Below are 16,467 nucleotides of genomic sequence, written 5' to 3'. Positions count from 1 at the left end.
CCGCAGAAGCGCCACGCTGTTCGAAGTCTGCTAAGCTGGTTTATCCGCAGCCCACGAATTTGCGTCTAGCGTTCCGGCCCATTGTCCTCGCAACCAGAAAGCTCGGCCAGTACCCTGATCCATGTCCTGATCCCCTTGTGAAAGCTGGAGAGATCGTACTTTTCGTTCGGGCTGTGGTGACGATTGTCAGAGCGCGCAAAGCCAATCGGCAGGGAAGCCAGACCAAATCGGTTCTGCATGACACTCACGATTGGGATCGATCCCCCGCTGCCAATCAGCACGGACTCGCAATTCCATTCATCTCTCAAAGCCACACGGGCACGTCGAAGGAATTCACTTTTCGAAGGGATGACCGATGCTTTGCTGCCACCAAATGCGGTGAACTTCGCAGTACAGTCGGCCGGCAGCCTGGCACGGATATGCTCTTGGAAATTCGCCTGGATCTTTTCTGGATCCTGGCCTGCGACCAACCGGAAGGATATCTTGGCCACAGCCTTCGAAGGAATGATCGTTTTCAACCCATCGCCATGATAGCCACCGGCGATGCCATTTATTTCGCAGGACGGTCGCGTCCAAATTTGCTCCAGGGCTGAATATGCCTGATCGCCGGCAGACTGTGAAAGGCCGACATTCTGCAAAAACCTGTCGCTATCAAAATCGAGTTTTTTTAGCTCGGACTTGAGGTCTTCATCAGGTTCCTGGACGTCGTCATAAAATCCCTCGATCGCCACTGCCCCGCTGTCGTCTCGCAAGCTAGCGATCAATGCGGCCAGGACCTGGATCGGATTGCGAGCAGCGTTGCCGTAAGCTCCCGAATGCAAATCGCGACTGGCACAGGCGATCTCAATTTCTCCTTCGAGCAGGCCACGAAACATCACGGTGACTGCCGGAATAGCGTCATTCCATAGATAGGTGTCGCAAAGCAGCATGGTGTCTGCGCGCAGCTCATCACCGACCTGATCCAGGAATTCATCCATGCTGGGACTGCCGCTCTCTTCCTCCCCTTCGAAGAACATGGACACGCTCACAGGCAGACCTCCCGTAACGGTTTTCCATGCCCGGCACGCTTCGACGAAGGTCAGAAGCTGGCCTTTATCGTCCGAGGCGCCGCGGGCGATGATCTGGGTATCGCCATCAGGCTGCACCTTCAGTTGTGGATCAAAAGGATCTGCTTCCCATTTATCAAGCGGCTCAACTGGTTGAACGTCATAGTGGCCGTAGAATAGGACGTGAGGACCCGTTGCTTTTTTTTGGTGAGCGATGACGACCGGATGGCCGGCTGTCGGACGAACAGAGGCGTCAAATCCAATGTCGGCCAACTTAGTTGCCAGCCACGACGCCGCCTCTTGGCACTTATGAGCGAGAAGCGGATCGCAAGACACAGAAGGTATGCGCAACAACTCAAACAGCCGATCTAAACTGGCGTCTAAATTGCCGTCCGCGTAACTCAAAACGCTTTCGACAAGCAGCCGCTTTGGCTCCGGCAGGTGCGCAGCGGAAGACTGTTTCCCAAATGACATATGTTTAGTTTCCTTCCTCGCGGATGAGATGCACCTGCGACCAGGGGTGCGTTTCAATTCATCGACGCCACCTTTTTGCTAGTGGGTGTCGAAAAAGCTTTGGATCTTCACCGGGTCATTGGTCTGGTTCAGGGAAAGCATCAACAGGACGCGGGCCTTTTGCGGACTGAGAGAATCTGCGGTGACGAAACCAAGCGCGTCGTCGTCAACCTCATCGTTGCGCCGGATATAACTGCAGTTCACACGCGAAGACCGGACAAACGCCAACCCGTTCTTCACAATCGCTCTGGCAGTCGGGACGATTGCCTTGGGAAGGCTCCCGCTACCCGTTCCAGCCCAGACAATCCCTTCATATGCGGACGACGCGACTGCCTGGAGTATATCAGGCGTCACGCCGACGTAGCTGCAGACAATCGCAACGCTGGGCAAGCGACGCAGATCCGATGCGAAAGCGCTCCAAAGCGTATGGCTGCGTTCTAATCTCCGATAAAAAATCGGCCGCCCATTCACCATTTGGCCAAGAGGCCCGCAACCAGGTGACTTGAAAGCATCGAGATTGATGGTGGTCTTGGTGACATCACGCGCCGAGTGAATTTCTGAATTCAGCACGACGAGGACACCTCTACCCCTCGCCTCTGGGCAATCGGCAAGGGCGACGCCGTGGTAAAGGTTGGCCGCCCCATCTGCACCGAGCGCATAGGGTCGACGCATGGCTCCGACGATGACAACCGGCTTGTCACTTTTTACAATGAGATGGAGAAAAAAGGCGGTCTCTTCGAGCGTGTCGGTCCCGTGCATGACCACGATCCCGCGGACCTTGTCGTGTGTGAACGCCTTGTTGATACGGTTTGCCAGTCCCAGCCAGTGTTCGGCGGTGATGTCGGGACTAGACACCTGAGCGATCTGCTCTACGACAATGCCGAACTTTTCCTTGAGTTCGGGATTGGCCGCTAGCAACGCCTCACCAGTCAACGTGGGATCACTCGGCGACGTCTGCGCGATTGATCCACCCGTTGCCAAAACGAGGATATTTCCCTTGTCAGTTTCCATTCTTCTGTTCCCAGCGTCCGCTGTCCGAAAGTCTCACATGTCGGATCAGTTACGAATTGCAGCTCAAGCTGCGTACGAGTGCCCGCACGTGTCGGCCAAGGACCTCGCCAGCCAGAGCGGGTAGCGCTTAACCGGTGACTTGTCGCCTCGGCCAGCACGGACAAGGTTGCCCTTATGTGCGGCCGTCGGTTCCTAGTGTTTCAAGACCCGCGACAGGAAGGTCCGGGTGCGGTCATTTTGAGGTTCATCGAAAATTTGTTCGGGTTGACCCACCTCAACAATGGCGCCCCGATCCATGTAGATCACGCGGTCAGCAACTTCGCGGGCAAAAGCCATTTCGTGGGTAACGATCATCATGGTCATACCCTCGTTTCGCAGCTCACGCATGACATCAAGCACCTCTCCCACCAACTCGGGATCAAGCGCTGATGTGGGTTCGTCGAATAACATGACGTGGGGTTCCATCGCCAAGGATCGAGCTATAGCCACACGCTGCTGCTGACCGCCCGACAGTTGCCCCGGGTACTTGTGCGCCTGGCTTTGCAGGCCAACACGCTCCAACAACCGCAAGCCGACATCCTGCGCCTCACTGCGAGATTTGCGACGAACGCGCATCGGCGCAAGGGTGATGTTTTCCAGCACTGTCTTGTGCGGAAAAAGGTTGAACTGTTGGAATACCATTCCGACGCCACGCCTGATTTGGGACAAGGCCTTGGCGCCGCCAAGATCCAGATCTTCTGTGGTCGGCATCGAGAACCCATCTACCATCAACGAGCCATTTTGATGCGTCTCCAGGCCATTGACACACCGGATGAGCGTGGACTTGCCTGAGCCGCTGGCACCGATGAGCACGACGACCTCGCCAGTCGCAACAGAAAGGCTGATGTTCGATAGCGCCTGGAATGGACCGTAGTATTTGTTCACGTTGGCGAATGTGACAATCGGCATCGATCCACTGGATTGCCTGAGCATCACTGAGTACTCCTCTGCATACGAGCTTCTATCCGCCGGGCTCCGAATGTAATCGCCGATCCTATCGCGAAGTAAACACCAAACATAAAGATGTATACTTCATATACTGCGCCGCTGGAGGCTGGGTCGGCTAGGATCATCTGTCCGGCTCGGAGGAAATCTGTCAGCCCTATGATAAACACCAGTGTGGCACCGTTGAAAACGTCGAGCACATTGCCGACGAGAGCTGGCTGGACGACCCGTATCGCCTGCGGCAACACGATCTCGGTTGAGACTGTCCAATTCGACATCCCCAGAGACTGAGCTGCTTCCCTTTGTCCACGAGACACGGCCTGAAGGCCACTGCGGACAAACTCGGCGACATACGCTGCATTGAATATCGTGTAGCCGACCATGCCGCGCAGCAGAGAAGAGATCGAGATCTCCGGGAGAAACAGCGGCACGGTAATCCAGATCCAATACACAACGAGAATTAGCGGAACCGACCGCATCACCTCGATATATCCAGCACAGCAGGCTCTCAGGCTTGGGTTGCGGCTGGAGCGGCCTAACGCGAGGAGGATACCAAGCGGCAAGGATGCAGCCGAGACAACGATAGCCAGCATCAGGCTGAGCAGTAGCCCACCCCAACGATCGAGCCCGGGAGGTGCCAAAACAAGCACGGCAGCCGCGCAGGCTGTCAGCAATACGACAACCGCGAAGCGGCGCAGTTTGGGTACCATCACGGCGCAAATTGCGGTGCAAAGAATGCCCAGCATCAACCAGGCTCGCCACGTCTGATCGGGCGGATACAATCCAACCAGCAGAAGTCGGCGGCTCTCATAAATCCCTAGCCAATGCGCATCCCAGACGGCCCATTTCGAAAAACGCGCTATCACCCAGGCAACCAGCACAAGGACCAAAATTGACAGAACCGAGTCTAGCGCATTTCCAAACAGGTTACGTCGAAGCCACCTAAATGATTTTTTCATTACCGCACCCCATCCAAAACAACGCGCCTGTTCAGGACGTGAATGAAAGCGCTGATCATCCAGCTGATAACAAGATATATCGCCATGACGATCAAGACTGTCTCTAGACTGTGCCCAGTTTGATTGGCAACCGTGCCGCTTACATTAAAAAGATCCGGAAAGCCGATCGCAATCCCAAGGGACGTGTCCTTTGTCAGGCTGATATAGCGGTTCGCAAGGGACGGCAGAATGATTCGGAAGACCTGGGGAAGGATCACATCTCGAATCGTGTCTCTGCGGGACAGTCCGACCGCGGCGGCGGCCTCCCACTGACCTTTGGGCAATCCTTCGATCGCGCCGCGAACAATTTCGGCAATATAGGCCGTGCTGTTGACGGTGATGGCAATCAGGATTGCCGACATCTCGGGCGACAGCTGTATTCCGCCAGTAGCACCGAAGCGTCCAATTACGGGCAAGGCCACGTCCATGCGAAAGCCCGTCGCGTACCCGGTACCGGCAGCCAAGATCCCCGCACCAAGCAAAGCGAAACGACGGCCAGATGAGAAACGCGGGGAACAAGCGAACACCATGCATCCTATGGCGAGTGCGACCAGAGCCAAGGACACTGCCGCCGTCCCATCGGATATTTGAAGCGACGGCAAAAACAGGCCGGATTGGCCAAACACGATCCACTTCTCGACGTTCGTCCCGCCTGTGACCGCCGGAAGCCGCAGGAAGACGGCAAAATACCAGAAGACCACCTGTATCAGCAGAGGCGTATTGCGAACGAACTCTACCGCAATGAAAGCGGCCTGTCGGATCAGCCAGTTCGTCGACAGGCGGGCAACGCCGAAGAGCACACCGATGACCGTGGAGAATATAATCGCGAGTATCGCTACTTTGATCGAATTGAATATGCCCACGGTAAGCATCTGCAGGTTCGTAGATGCGGAGGTAGCTTCTGCAAATGTGGGCCACCACCCCTGCCAGGTAGTTGCAAATCCCTCACTGACGTTGAACTGCGAGGGCCGCGATAGATAGCCGAAGCTAAAGGCGATCCCACGCTCTCCCAGGCTTTGCTGGATTGCCAGACCTGCGAGTCCAACGATTGCAATTGCGGCAATGACGACGCTGGCGTGTATCATTTTGTGGCGGATGCGAGCGGCGCGCCGCCGTCGCGACGGCGGCGCAACCGGCTCAAGCCGCAATTGCGTAACGTTGTTCATCCCATTGCGACCCTAGGTAAAAACGTGAGGCGTCGGAATGTGACCTTCAGAGCCACAGGATCGAGTACAAGAGACCGCCGTTCTTGAAGAGTGCGTTTGGCGATTTGTCGCGCTCGAGATAGAGCGGGGTCTTCGGCCCCAAAGACCGATCATAGATCTCCCCGTAATTGCCAACGCCTTTGATCATGTCGGAGACAAAGGTGTCCGGAACGTGAAAGTCCGCGCCGAACCCGCCGTTGACACCTAAGAATTTTTGAATTGAGGGATCAGCAGACTTCTGCATCTCGGCCAGGTTAGCTGTGGTGATGCCCCAATCCTCGGCCTGAAACAATGCATACAGTGTCCAGGTCATCAGCTTTCGCCACTCCGGGTCGTTCTGGACGACGATGCCCGCGAATGGCGCGACCCCTAGGGTCTCTGGCAGGATCACGTAGTCGGACGGCTTTTGCGAGCTTCCGCGCCAGGCAGCAAGAGCTGATTTGTCAGTGAACATTGCATTGCACCGCCCGCTGGTCAGCGCAGAGAAGAGCTTCTCGCTGCTGTCGAACGTCAGAATCTTTGTGTTCGCTATGTTCCGAGCCTTGACCTCTTGGGCAATCGTGGCTTCGCTGCCGGACCCTTGTGTGGTGCAGACCGCCGCGCCTGAAAGTTCGTTGAACGATTTCACGCCGGACGCAGCCGTCACCATGACGCCACCACCATCGAAAAAATACGCCGGGAGAAAGTCGACCGCAAGCGCCGCTGCGCGAGATGCAAACACAGAGGTGTGCGCATAGACGATATCGACCTGGCCGGTCTGAACGGCATTGAAGCGGCTCTTGTCTGTGACGACCACGAAGTTGACCTTTTCCGGGTCACCAAAAATCGCCGCCGCCGTTGCGCGGCAAAGGTCCACATCCACTCCCTCCATCTTGGAGGTCTTTGGATTGAGATAGCCGAATCCCGGGGTGGTGTTGTCAGTCCCGCAGTTGAGCACGCCGCGCTGCTTCACGCTGTCGAGCACGGTAGCATGTGCCGCCGTGGTTGCTCCACCTGCGAGCGCAAGCGCGGCGGAAAGATACGCGATAGAGGACGTTAGGCGCATGTGAGTTCCCCTTCTTTTGATTAATGGGCCCAGTTTCGGAGTCGAACTTTAAAGCGAGTTCAAGGTGCCTCTGAAGCAGGTCACACGCCTTCTTGGAAGTCCACACTTCTTATCAATAAAAGATATTTATATTTCCATTTTTTGAGAATTATGGGTGTCCATAATCTGGCTATCTCGGGAGATGGCTGCGCAATTAAGCTGACATCCGCCCCATATTATCTTCCAGCAGATGGTCACGGCCACGCCTTGACGGCACAACGACGATGCGACTGGCCTGCTGGATGAACCTCGAACACTGCGGTGGCGGAGGCAATGCTGCCGCGGCGCGCACGTGACTGGGTCTACCTTGGTGTGCGAACTACGAAGCCGGTAGCGTGCAACTATCCGCTACTAGTGCACAAAGCATGCAGTGACGCGATTGCGCCCGTTTTGGTCATGGCGCGCGCTAGCAGCCAACTGTGCCAGGCCGGCTGTTCTCCCTGCACGTGTCGAAGCAGCCATCCTTGCCGGGCTACTGGCCATCCCTTGCATTATCATCGACCACCTCAATGAGGCCCAGAAGCGAGCATTCTCATTTAGCCCTAGTTTCGGCGTGTGGTTGTCGTCTAACTTCGCCTTTTTTTATAGGCACTGGGACAGGAAACGATTTGACCTTTAGGTAGATTTTGTCCGATGATGCCCTTGGGGCGACTTTGGGGGAACACTTGATATTCAATACAAAATTGGGGCCGTCGAAGTACTGGGTCGGCGCAGCCTTGGCTACGCTCGTGATTGTATTCTCCATGGGCCACGCGAACGCCGGTGATACAAAAAAGCCGACCAGGGATTCGTCTCATCAAAAAAGCAATGGGCAAACGGAGTCTGAGGCGGATTTCGCGGCCCGCCTGCTTTCGGGAAACCTAGGCAGCAGTGAAGACGAGCAAGGCAAAGGCATTGATGACGGCCCGCAGGATCTCGCTCGTCGCCTTGAAAATGGTGATCTGAGCGCCGGCAATGGGGAAGGCAGCCAGACCCTAACGACAATTGCAAATCAGAAGCAGGCCGAGGAAGACCAGGCTCGACGTGACGCCTTGAGTGCGATTGCCAAGAGCGCGGCCACAATGCCTTCGATTGTCATTCCGGATTTCATTGCGAATCCAAAATGAGCCTCTCTCAACTGCATCTGGCGGCCCGCAGGCTTCTTGGCATTGCCATGCTCTGTAGCGTCGGGATTCCCACCGGCGTGACGGCATCCACTCCAGATAAACTCGGCAAAGCGTGCCTCCCGCTTAACGAGAGCATCACTTATCTCTCCGTAGAACTCCCAGAAAAACTCCAAAGCGTTTCAAAAAACGACTTCCTCAGCCCTCAGCGCAACAGTCCGGAAACGGATCCATTCTTCCGTGCACAGCTTGGACCTGATAAAGAATTTAAGGCGGTTGCCGTAAAATATGCCTCTGTGGACAATTTCATCGAACAGCTCCCGATTGCGCTGTTTGCGGATGAGAGGCCATTCCTCAAATCGCTGAAGACAATACCCATCGAAAAGTCATTGGAGGATGCCCTGGGCTTTGGAGGCCCGGGCACCATGTTCGCCGAGCCAACCAACGTTGAGCGCGAGAACTCATACATCAAGATCGAAGTACAAGAATCGGACGATAAATACGCACTCTCTGACGCATCTGGGACGATTGTTTTTACAACGGGCTTAGTCAGGCAGGTAGTGTCGGATGCAATCAAACACAATTTCGGTGGCATGCCAGAGTATGAGCGGCATTTGAAGGAGATTTTGTCTTTCACGGATGAGAGCGGGCTGCTGGCCTCCAATGTGCCGACTAATGTAGCGGCATACGCGCTCTATACGCCTGACGACAATGAACCGAGGCGATTTCCCATCGGACAAGTTTACGTTAACGGGGAGAATGCGACCGCCTATAATCCCTATAAGCATGTCCTGCCGTTCGCCAGGGAAGTTCTGAACAAGCTTTTTTTTATTGGTGCGCACGAAGCAGGCCATATCAGGCTTGGTCATTATGAAGACCAAAGGCGGGGGTGCGAAGTTGCCAAGGAAAAGGAGCTCGCGGCCGACGATTATGCAGCCAAGGCTCTGGCCAATTATAATTTTTGGCTAAAGCCAGTCGATGCTAGTTCCGTCCCTGAGATTGAGTTTGCCCCTTTCTTCAAATCCTTTGCCACGCTGGGCTTCACCGGCGTCGACACCGACGGATGTGCCTACCCCCCACCGGAGGAGCGGCTCGATAAAGTGCGAGACAGCTATCAAACTGCGTTGAACCAGCTTTTTGATTTGACCATGTACGCACCTCAGATTGACACGCCAAATCCCGTGGCAATGACCTGCGACCCAAAGGAGAGGGTGTGGAAGCTAAGACCCGATTGAAAGCAAATCTTGCGGCGGCGGCCCTTTTTTCGCTAGCGCTGTGTGAAGACCTACAGGCCGGCACGCCACAGGCCGTGACCTCCACAACTCTGCTCACGTCCGGAGTCTCGCGCGGCGTCGGAGGCGGCCCGCAACAGGGCTTTGGGCTGTTGAATGTCTGTGACGCCCAGAAGATTACCGATGACGCAATCGTTGTCGCAACGGCAAAGGCGCTGGACGACCTTGGCTTGTCGCTTGATCCGCCGACTACCGATCCGCTCTCGACACTAACGATCGGCGCGGAATGGAGGACCAGTCCCTCTACGCTGAGCGGCGATGTCGTAGACGGCTACAATGAGGCATCGCAGTTCCAGCTGAATAAGGCTTACAGATATTACGTCAGCTACCAAGGCAGGCTTGGGCTGAAAGGTCGCTCGCTCGTACTCCAAACAGTCACCGCGCTGTTTACCGGGAGCAACTCTCAAGAGAGCCAGCCATTCACCGGGGACTTTGACCCACGGTACTTCCATACGATCTTGCAAAAAAAAATTCTCGAGGAGATACAAAATTATGGCTGCTCCTAAGAATTTCCCCCTCCGCCAATTAACGCTGGAAGACTATATCTCCGGCTTTTGGATATTATTTTTCTGCCTTCATATCGGCATCGTCGTTCTGTACAGATTCAATACGGTCGATGGAAAATATATCCTTCTGCCCTATCAGCTTCCAATCGCCTGCTTCCATGTATTAAATTGCTTTCTTTCTCCACTTATTTCGATAGTTGTTTTTTATGTCTTAAACACCAAAATTGAAGGTTTGCATTCATCTAGGAAGATAGTTTGGTTTACCTTTTTCTTAACATTGCTTTCCAACCTGCTTTTTACGTACTATGTGCTTTCACCTTACTTCTATCCTGTACTTGAGGGCGATACACTGATTCAGCGTTACAGTGAAGCGACTACACTCGTCGGAATGGCCAACGTAGCGGTGCTTGGCCCACTAAGTGCGATCGTTTATTCCGGAAACAAGTAGGGCGCATGAACGTAAGCGTCCTCGTGGACACCAATCCTGACGCCCCAACCACGTTTCTCACAGCTATGATTGGCCTTGAGCAATCCAGTCAACGTACAGGAGAGTTCTGCTTGCTGCGGCGCGCAGTTCCAGAGTCAAAACGCCCCCCCACCGATCTCTGCCAGGCAGCAACGGCCACTTTGACCTCCGATGATGTCACACGACTGACCTGGCAGGATCAGGCCGTTTGCGGTGCCGGCCAGACCGCCAGCTCGGGCCGGCCGTCGACGGCGCGCAAGGTTGCCGTGCGCAACGCCTGATTGTCGTCGAGCAGCTTTGGCCCGGTAAAACCGGCCTCGTCGCAAACCGGGACAATGACGGTGTCGGTCGAAGACAAACCCGGAACCGGCCGGATGATCTGCCTGTCAAGATTGCCGGCCGATGACCGGCAAAGCGGACCGATTTCGTTTATCAAGTTTTCCATAGTTACCCTGCCTGCCACCCTCACGGGAGAATCCTTCGACCAGGCACTTGGCCTGCTCGCGGCCCGGAGGCACGATCGGCTATGTCGGAGTGCCGCACGGGGTGAGCTTCGACGGCCAGAAACTGTTCTTCGGCCAGAAGCGCAGCTGGGTGGCCCCGCGCCGGTGCGCCGCTTTCTGCCAGATCTGATGGACGTGTGCTCAAGGGCAGCATCAAACCCGGCAAAGTCTTCGACCTCAAGTAGCTGCTGGCCGAGGTCGCCGAAGGCTACCACGCCATGGACGAGCGCCGCAGCGGTGCGCGAGCGCGGCCGCTATCTTCGTGAGACTGACTGCCAGTTGGTCGACTGATCGTTGATGCAGCTCCCATTTGGCAGCTTCTCATCGCCTTTGACGTTCGAGAGGCCTGATGCCCCAGCGTTGGTTCAACCCTCCGGTGTATGTCAAGACTGACCGTCCCGGGATTAGCGTCGGTATAGAGCGGGTAGATGCCGCCGCCGAGGAGCTCCTGAGGTGGCCCAATGGGGCCCCAAGTGGCGGGTCGCAGCCGAGGCATGTCTCACTGCTATGGATGGCAAGATGCCAACCGACGACTTCCGGCTGCTGTTCGAGGCTGCGGCCGATGAGGAGGAGATGCTGCTGTCCGATCATAAATGTTGAGCGTTGAGGCCCTCTCGGATGGCATCACAGGGTGGCGCGGCTCCGACGGCCGAATAAAGCAGCTTGTAGGAGTCCCGCCTGCTAGCAGACGCCGTCTCATCCAACGCATCAATCGCGCTGTGACGTGCCGCAAGTCGTCCTTGGGTTGCTTGAGCCTAGTGTTTGCCGAGTCGCCGGATCATCATCACTATCGCAGCCTTCTGAGTGAGCAAGCGGAAGACAGCTGGCGCGCTGATTGTACAGATTTTACCATCTTTGCCAGACTTGCTTAGGTTAATGATTTCGTTTCCGAAGCGAGTCATTCGTTGTCCATAGCTTGCCGTCGAGCATCGTTTACGGGGAAAGCAGACTCAGCGCCTTTGGACCACCCCTGTGAGCTGGACTCCGAACCTTGGCCAAGCCGAGCCACTCACTCTAAGAACGGCAGCTCATCAGCGAAAACAGAAGAAATAGGGAGCGATTTATGAGTACCGCTTTGAACGTCTCGCCCTTCTTTTCGCGTTTTCACAACGCCGTCAATCGCAGCCTCAGGGACTGCCGCGTGAACCAATCTCCAATCCCGGTCAGCCGTCTGGTATCTGAGGTCAAGACTGCGGTCGGCCCGTGCCAATTAACGGACATGGAGATCGAGGCGATGGTGTGCGACTACGCTATTTTGCGCGGGATCAATCTCCATTTCGATGGGCTTAAGAGTTGAGTGTCAGGCCCATGAAATGGGAACTGCTCGCGCGATGAACCAGAAACCCGAGTTCGGGATCTGTGCGGACCTCCAACTGCCAACTCGCGCCGCGCCCTAAAAAGCAGAACAGTGAACTTTTCCTGGACAGCGCAGTTAGGAGAGCATGGCCCGCTTCTTCTTCGATCTCATCGACAACGGCGAATTGTCTCCCGACCGCGAAGGAACCGAGCTTGCCAGCGTGGAAGCCGCTGAAGATGAGGCATCACGGGCGCTGCTCGAAATAGCAAAAGACCAGATGCCGGACGGAGCTCTCCGGGAAGTCGCCTTCCATGTGCATGACGATGCCAGCAACCCGCTGTTTGTGGTAAAGGTGACATTTGAGCTGTCACGCAACGGACCCGCCGGTGGAGAGCGGGTAAAAACCTGACGACTGCCCCGAGCAACCGCCGCTATAGTAGCAGCCAGCCGCTGCACTGGCGGCTAACCCGTCTGCCTGCCCAGCTTCAGCTGAAGGGTAAGGCTCAAGCTCAACAGCCTTTCACCAGCCTCGTCCCGAACATGGATGGATAGTTGCTGGCTTTGGACTCCCTCTTGGAATTCTCTCGCTAAGTCTCTTAGCCCTTCTATGCCCTCACGACATGCTCCCTCGATGCCATCGCATTCGATTCCCACCTCGTCTTTCACGAGCTCGTCACGGTCACCGCTGTCAAAGAAATATCTCGCCATGGGACACCTCTATTGCCACAACGCTTCAGCGGGCCTTTTGGTGCAGATAGGTAGCGTCAAAATCTCCAGCGCGAATGAGCCCTGCCCAGTCGGTTGCATGAAAACGGGAACCGGCGGTGGAGATCAGACCGTCGCGTCTAAGTTCCTGGAGCACTCGGTTGACATGCACGGTGGAAAGGCCAAGCGCATCGCCAAGTGCGGCCTGCGTTATGGGAAGATGGGCCACATGATCGTCAATGCGACCTACGGCGCGGAGGCGGACAATGAGTTCGCAAAAAATGTGAGCCATCCGAGCATAAGCGTCGCGCCTTCCAACGTTGGTGACCCACTCTCGATAAATCGCGGCATCGATTACCGTCGAGCGCCAAAACACGGTCGTGATCGAAGGCTGCCGGTCACACATGGCACGAAGAGCGTCATGGCGCATGAAACCGACCCGGGCGGGGGTGAGAGCTGTAAAGGTGCAATCCATCACCGATAGATGCAAACCATGGAGGTCGGGAATGTCGCCCGGAACAAAAAAGGAGGATATCTGACGTTTGCCGTCACCTGTCATTTTGGTCGAGCCTACCAGGCCATCCAGAACGACGAAGGAAAGGGTCGGGCGGTCGCCCTCGTTCAGAATGTCTTCATTGGCCTGATATTGCTTTTCCTGAATTGCGACGTTTCCCAAGATCGCAATGTCCGATGGCCCGAGGTCAGAGATCGTCTGGAGCTTACGGATCAAAATGTTCGAGGAAGGATTCTGTGCCATCAAGAACCTGTTGGGGTTGGCGCCCAACTTACAGGGGGCGCTAATGTTCCGCTGCGGCTCCGAGAGCAGGCGGCACCAGTGGCCTGCACTTCATCTACGACGGCGCCAGGGTAGACGACCTAGAACCGTTCCTCATGCTGTTCGCTTCCCGTTTCAGGGACGACCAATTCGCTCCCCGGAGCGAGATCAACTCCAAGGCTTGCGCCTCGGTGATGGCGATTTCTTCCGAAAGCCTGTGGGCAAGGCGGCGTTCGTATTCAGAGTTCATAAGCGGCCCTGTTATCCATCCCAACTATAACATTTGATATAAGTTCCGTCGTATCCTCTGATTTCGCTGAGGGCAAGCGGCCGACCGGGTGGGACGTGGCCCGGCCCAATATGCCTGTTATTTACATGAGCGGAGATAGCGCCGACGACTGGCCATCGCTTGGAGTGCCTGACAGCCTGATGATCACCAAGCCATTTGTCATGCCACAGATTATTGCCGGGCTGGCAACGCTCCTCAACCAGCAGGGTGCGGAGCAGCGCCCAGCCTCAGAATAGGTTGGAATTTCGAGCTAGCTTAGACAGGTGCTTCGAAAGGTTCTGAAGACAATCCGGGTGCGCTATCTGACGCCAGGGGAGGATGTCACTGCCCGGAGATGGCTCGTTGCGACAGGTGCGCGAAGAAGTTGAGCCCACGCGGAGAAAAGTCAGGGCCGCCACTGTCGCGACGACCTCTTCCGGTTCTCGCGGGGTTATTGGTGTTCGTGCCGATGGTGAAGGTCAGGGTAGTGAGGATGCTTGTGTCTCATGGGGACGTGCTTGTGCCAATGAGAGTGAGGCTCGGTCACGGGCCCGTCGTGGGGATGCTGGTGATGTTCATCGTGAACATGACTATGTTCGTGCTCTAGTGCCTCATGCTCATGCTCATGTACGTGACGCTCTGCCAAATGGAGGTAGAGGCCGACAGCCATGAGCGCACCCGCCACAAGGAGTCGGACGGTAAGAGGCTCTCCGAGTAGCAAAATTGCCAATAGCGCTCCGATGAACGGCGCCAAAGAGTAATACGCGCCCGTACGCGCTGTGCCTAGGTGACGCAAGGCCAGGATGAACATTACGAGGCTCACTCCAACGCCCAGGAACCCAACTGCCGCCGCCGCTCTTAACGAGGAAGCATGGGGGAATGTGGCGCCAGAGATCAGCGCCAAGCCGATGTTTACCGTTCCAGCCACCAAGCCCTTCAGCATGGCAATCGTTACCGGGTCCGAAGCTGAAATTTTGCGAGTCAGGTTATTGTCGATACCCCAAGCTACGCAGGCTCCGACGACAAGCAGTGCACCGCTATCGAGCGTGACGCCTTGACCCGTCCAGGCCAGTACAACGGCGCCGCACAGGATGGCGCCGGCACCCATTAAAAGCCGCTGATCAACGTTTTCACGAAAGACCAGCCACGCAACAGCCATCGTGGCCAATCCCTCCACATTAAGAAGCAATGCCGCGCTTGACGCCGTAGTCAGGGCCAATCCGGACATGAGCAACACAGGTCCAACCACGCCACCCATGGCAATGGCTGCACACAGCCAAGGGAAATCGGTTGGCTGCAACGCCGCTTCGTTTTGATCACGCCCAATCGATCGGCGACAAATCCAAAATAGGCCGAGGCCGAGGCCCGCACCGAGGTATAGCAGACCCGCCAGCATCAGCGGGCTCACTGCTTCCAGGATGACCTTAGACAGTGGCGACACTGCCCCGAAGAGCGCAGCAGACCCGAGCGCGAGCGGGACGCCGGGCCAGAGGTGCGAGTGAGCTTTAGACATTGCAACACCCTACATCAGGCAAGTGCTGACAGAAAGGCCAGCGTTCCGTCCCGTCAGTGCTCCATTTGCTTTGTATCCATGATGGTGCTCTACTTAGAATTAACTTGGGAGGGGTAAAATGAAATCAGCGCTTATTTCGACAATTTCGGCTCTAACTATTTGGGCTTTCGCGGCGAGCGCCCATGCGCATGGCGGCGGCACCGATTCAAATGGGTGTCACACCAACCATAAGACCGGCGAGTATCACTGCCATTAGTTTCTGGGCAGCCTACCGGCATTGGCTCCGGTTTTGTAGGATTACGCAGATGAAATTTCTAACGATCGCCAAGATAGCCGTGGCGTTTTCCGTGGCGTTGGCTACTCCAGCCCTTGCGCAGCAAACCTTCGGCGGAAATGAGTGCACCGAAGATTGCTCCGGCCACAAGGCTGGCTACGAATGGGCCGAACAAAACCAAATTTCGGACGAGAGTGCTTGTAGCTCCAACAGCAATTCATTTAATGAAGGTTGCCAGACGTTCGTCGAAGATCCTTCTCGCGGGTCAAACGAAGACGACGAAGGCGAAGAGATCGACGACTGAGATGGAAGCGCTGATCCGAACCTCAGCGGGCGCTGATCAGGCAACCCTCTCATTGCGTAGCCGACTATTTCTGAAGCCATCTTTAATTGTCCGACCTAGCCGAGGGTAACAGAATATGCGGGTGGGTCTATAGTATGGTTCACCGTCGTGTAGGCGCTGTCGCTTTTGGTGTGGCATCTTTCATCGGCTGCGCTCATGCTGAAGATGCATGCGACCCAAACTACACGGGGGCCTGTGTTCCCATAGCCAGCGACGTCGATTGCTCCTCTGGAAAGGGCAATGGGCCCGCCTACGTACGCGGGCCGGTCACTGTCGTAGGCACGGATATCTATGATCTCGACCGCGACGGCGATGGCGTAGGCTGCGAAAACGGATAACGCCGGCTTGTCATGCGGCTCAGCACATAGGATTAAGTCCTCGTTGCGGCGATGCGCGCGGTCGGGCGTGTTGAGGCAGGCAATGGGCAGCTGACCGGGGACACATCTAGCCCGCCGCCCTGCCACCGGCCAGATGCTGTGTCGCGAGGAAAGCGAGGTTCATTTCACTTGCCTTGCGAAGTAGGCTGCGGCTTCAGCTTCTCCACTTCCTTCAGCTTCAGCTGCTCATCACAGGATACCGCG

General features: G+C 56.0%; 18 protein-coding genes and 1 pseudogene. 9 read left to right on the top strand and 10 right to left on the bottom strand.

From position 1 onward, the window contains the following. Positions 1-65 precede the first annotated feature (65 nt). The 6 genes from LB569_RS09595 to LB569_RS09570 form a co-directional block, all read right to left on the bottom strand. Positions 66-1,520 (bottom strand): M20/M25/M40 family metallo-hydrolase, encoded by a 1,455-nt coding sequence (locus LB569_RS09595; protein WP_224692008.1) that lies wholly within the window; start codon positions 1,518-1,520, stop codon positions 66-68. A 78-nt stretch (positions 1,521-1,598) separates the two neighbouring features. Then, positions 1,599-2,570 carry an asparaginase gene (locus LB569_RS09590; RefSeq protein WP_224692007.1) on the bottom strand — a complete coding sequence of 324 codons (972 nt, stop codon included), beginning with the start codon at positions 2,568-2,570 and terminating at the stop codon, positions 1,599-1,601. Between the two features lie 192 nt (positions 2,571-2,762). Beyond that, complete coding sequence (locus LB569_RS09585) at positions 2,763-3,542, bottom strand: amino acid ABC transporter ATP-binding protein (RefSeq protein WP_318013101.1); 780 nt, start codon at positions 3,540-3,542, stop codon at positions 2,763-2,765. After that, positions 3,542-4,513 carry an amino acid ABC transporter permease gene (locus tag LB569_RS09580; RefSeq protein WP_224692006.1) on the bottom strand — a complete coding sequence of 324 codons (972 nt, stop codon included), beginning with the start codon at positions 4,511-4,513 and terminating at the stop codon, positions 3,542-3,544. The genes LB569_RS09585 and LB569_RS09580 overlap by 1 nt, the downstream gene beginning before the upstream one ends. Next, complete coding sequence (locus LB569_RS09575; protein WP_224692005.1) at positions 4,513-5,718, bottom strand: ABC transporter permease subunit; 1,206 nt, start codon at positions 5,716-5,718, stop codon at positions 4,513-4,515. Before LB569_RS09575 ends, LB569_RS09580 begins: the two co-directional genes overlap by 1 nt. Before the next feature lie 46 nt (positions 5,719-5,764). Next, on the bottom strand, positions 5,765-6,802 hold the full coding sequence (locus tag LB569_RS09570; protein WP_224692004.1) for a transporter substrate-binding domain-containing protein: 1,038 nt from the start codon (positions 6,800-6,802) through the stop codon (positions 5,765-5,767). Positions 6,803-7,506: 704 nt separating this feature from the next. On the opposite strand from LB569_RS09570, the gene LB569_RS09565 reads away from it, so the two are divergent. Genes LB569_RS09565 through LB569_RS09550 form a run of 4 tightly spaced genes read left to right on the top strand, consistent with a single transcriptional unit; the run spans position 7,507 to position 10,190 of the window. Then, positions 7,507-7,947, top strand: coding sequence for a hypothetical protein (locus LB569_RS09565; protein WP_224692003.1), 441 nt, complete (start codon positions 7,507-7,509; stop codon positions 7,945-7,947). Further along, entirely contained in the window at positions 7,944-9,179 is a 1,236-nt protein-coding gene (locus LB569_RS09560) for a hypothetical protein (protein WP_224692002.1), read from the top strand. The genes LB569_RS09565 and LB569_RS09560 overlap by 4 nt, the downstream gene beginning before the upstream one ends. Further along, on the top strand, positions 9,158-9,742 hold the full coding sequence (locus tag LB569_RS09555) for a hypothetical protein (RefSeq protein ID WP_224692001.1): 585 nt from the start codon (positions 9,158-9,160) through the stop codon (positions 9,740-9,742). The genes LB569_RS09560 and LB569_RS09555 overlap by 22 nt, the downstream gene beginning before the upstream one ends. Next, entirely contained in the window at positions 9,729-10,190 is a 462-nt protein-coding gene (locus LB569_RS09550) for a hypothetical protein (RefSeq protein ID WP_224692000.1), read from the top strand. The genes LB569_RS09555 and LB569_RS09550 overlap by 14 nt, the downstream gene beginning before the upstream one ends. A 217-nt stretch (positions 10,191-10,407) precedes the next feature. Here LB569_RS09550 and LB569_RS09545 read toward each other — a convergent pair whose 3' ends face one another. After that, entirely contained in the window at positions 10,408-10,653 is a 246-nt protein-coding gene (locus tag LB569_RS09545; RefSeq protein ID WP_224691999.1) for a hypothetical protein, read from the bottom strand. Between the two features lie 59 nt (positions 10,654-10,712). Here LB569_RS09545 and LB569_RS09540 point away from each other — a divergent pair. The 3 genes and pseudogenes from LB569_RS09540 to LB569_RS09525 form a co-directional block, all read left to right on the top strand. Next, positions 10,713-10,893 (top strand): annotated as a pseudogene (locus LB569_RS09540) (IMP dehydrogenase); the annotation flags it as partial. An 881-nt stretch (positions 10,894-11,774) separates the two neighbouring features. Continuing rightward, positions 11,775-12,008, top strand: a complete 234-nt coding sequence (locus tag LB569_RS09530; RefSeq protein WP_224691997.1) for a hypothetical protein — start codon at positions 11,775-11,777, stop codon at positions 12,006-12,008. A gap of 145 nt (positions 12,009-12,153) precedes the next feature. Next, positions 12,154-12,417: a DUF6894 family protein gene (locus tag LB569_RS09525; RefSeq protein WP_224691996.1), complete on the top strand. Its 264-nt coding sequence runs from the start codon at positions 12,154-12,156 to the stop codon at positions 12,415-12,417. A gap of 53 nt (positions 12,418-12,470) precedes the next feature. Here LB569_RS09525 and LB569_RS32010 read toward each other — a convergent pair whose 3' ends face one another. The 3 genes from LB569_RS32010 to LB569_RS09510 form a co-directional block, all read right to left on the bottom strand. Further along, on the bottom strand, positions 12,471-12,716 hold the full coding sequence (locus LB569_RS32010; protein ID WP_411970199.1) for a DUF6894 family protein: 246 nt from the start codon (positions 12,714-12,716) through the stop codon (positions 12,471-12,473). A 25-nt stretch (positions 12,717-12,741) separates the two neighbouring features. After that, positions 12,742-13,470 (bottom strand): Crp/Fnr family transcriptional regulator, encoded by a 729-nt coding sequence (locus LB569_RS09520; protein WP_224691995.1) that lies wholly within the window; start codon positions 13,468-13,470, stop codon positions 12,742-12,744. 737 nt (positions 13,471-14,207) lie between these two features. After that, on the bottom strand, positions 14,208-15,269 hold the full coding sequence (locus tag LB569_RS09510) for a DMT family transporter (RefSeq protein WP_224691994.1): 1,062 nt from the start codon (positions 15,267-15,269) through the stop codon (positions 14,208-14,210). A gap of 118 nt (positions 15,270-15,387) precedes the next feature. On the opposite strand from LB569_RS09510, the gene LB569_RS32005 reads away from it, so the two are divergent. Continuing rightward, positions 15,388-15,525, top strand: coding sequence for a YHYH domain-containing protein (locus LB569_RS32005; protein ID WP_224691993.1), 138 nt, complete (start codon positions 15,388-15,390; stop codon positions 15,523-15,525). 49 nt (positions 15,526-15,574) lie between these two features. Next, on the top strand, positions 15,575-15,847 hold the full coding sequence (locus tag LB569_RS09500; RefSeq protein WP_224691992.1) for a hypothetical protein: 273 nt from the start codon (positions 15,575-15,577) through the stop codon (positions 15,845-15,847). Positions 15,848-16,467: the final 620 nt, after the last annotated feature.

Origin of the sequence: Mesorhizobium sp. BH1-1-4 (assembly GCF_020165665.1) — a bacterium.
In the GTDB taxonomy this organism is placed as follows: Bacteria; Pseudomonadota; Alphaproteobacteria; order Rhizobiales; family Rhizobiaceae; genus Mesorhizobium.
The sequence above is the reverse complement of the archived record's forward strand: the minus strand, read 5'-3'. Positions and strand labels throughout refer to the sequence as shown.

Bases quoted from the DNA above. Each gene is read 5' to 3' on its own strand.
- LB569_RS09590 (WP_224692007.1), bottom strand. From the start codon at position 2,570: ATGGAAACTGACAAGGGAAATATCCTCGTTTTGGCAACGGGTGGATCA.
- LB569_RS09545 (WP_224691999.1), bottom strand. From the start codon at position 10,653: ATGGAAAACTTGATAAACGAAATCGGTCCGCTTTGCCGGTCATCGGCC.
- LB569_RS09530 (WP_224691997.1), top strand. From the start codon at position 11,775: ATGAGTACCGCTTTGAACGTCTCGCCCTTCTTTTCGCGTTTTCACAAC.
- LB569_RS09580 (WP_224692006.1), bottom strand. From the start codon at position 4,513: ATGAAAAAATCATTTAGGTGGCTTCGACGTAACCTGTTTGGAAATGCG.
- LB569_RS09500 (WP_224691992.1), top strand. From the start codon at position 15,575: ATGAAATTTCTAACGATCGCCAAGATAGCCGTGGCGTTTTCCGTGGCG.
- LB569_RS32005 (WP_224691993.1), top strand. From the start codon at position 15,388: ATGAAATCAGCGCTTATTTCGACAATTTCGGCTCTAACTATTTGGGCT.
- LB569_RS09570 (WP_224692004.1), bottom strand. From the start codon at position 6,802: ATGCGCCTAACGTCCTCTATCGCGTATCTTTCCGCCGCGCTTGCGCTC.
- LB569_RS09560 (WP_224692002.1), top strand. From the start codon at position 7,944: ATGAGCCTCTCTCAACTGCATCTGGCGGCCCGCAGGCTTCTTGGCATT.
- LB569_RS09520 (WP_224691995.1), bottom strand. From the start codon at position 13,470: ATGGCACAGAATCCTTCCTCGAACATTTTGATCCGTAAGCTCCAGACG.
- LB569_RS09585 (WP_318013101.1), bottom strand. From the start codon at position 3,542: ATGCTCAGGCAATCCAGTGGATCGATGCCGATTGTCACATTCGCCAAC.
- LB569_RS09525 (WP_224691996.1), top strand. From the start codon at position 12,154: ATGGCCCGCTTCTTCTTCGATCTCATCGACAACGGCGAATTGTCTCCC.
- LB569_RS09575 (WP_224692005.1), bottom strand. From the start codon at position 5,718: ATGAACAACGTTACGCAATTGCGGCTTGAGCCGGTTGCGCCGCCGTCG.
- LB569_RS32010 (WP_411970199.1), bottom strand. From the start codon at position 12,716: ATGGCGAGATATTTCTTTGACAGCGGTGACCGTGACGAGCTCGTGAAA.
- LB569_RS09595 (WP_224692008.1), bottom strand. From the start codon at position 1,520: ATGTCATTTGGGAAACAGTCTTCCGCTGCGCACCTGCCGGAGCCAAAG.
- LB569_RS09550 (WP_224692000.1), top strand. From the start codon at position 9,729: ATGGCTGCTCCTAAGAATTTCCCCCTCCGCCAATTAACGCTGGAAGAC.
- LB569_RS09510 (WP_224691994.1), bottom strand. From the start codon at position 15,269: ATGTCTAAAGCTCACTCGCACCTCTGGCCCGGCGTCCCGCTCGCGCTC.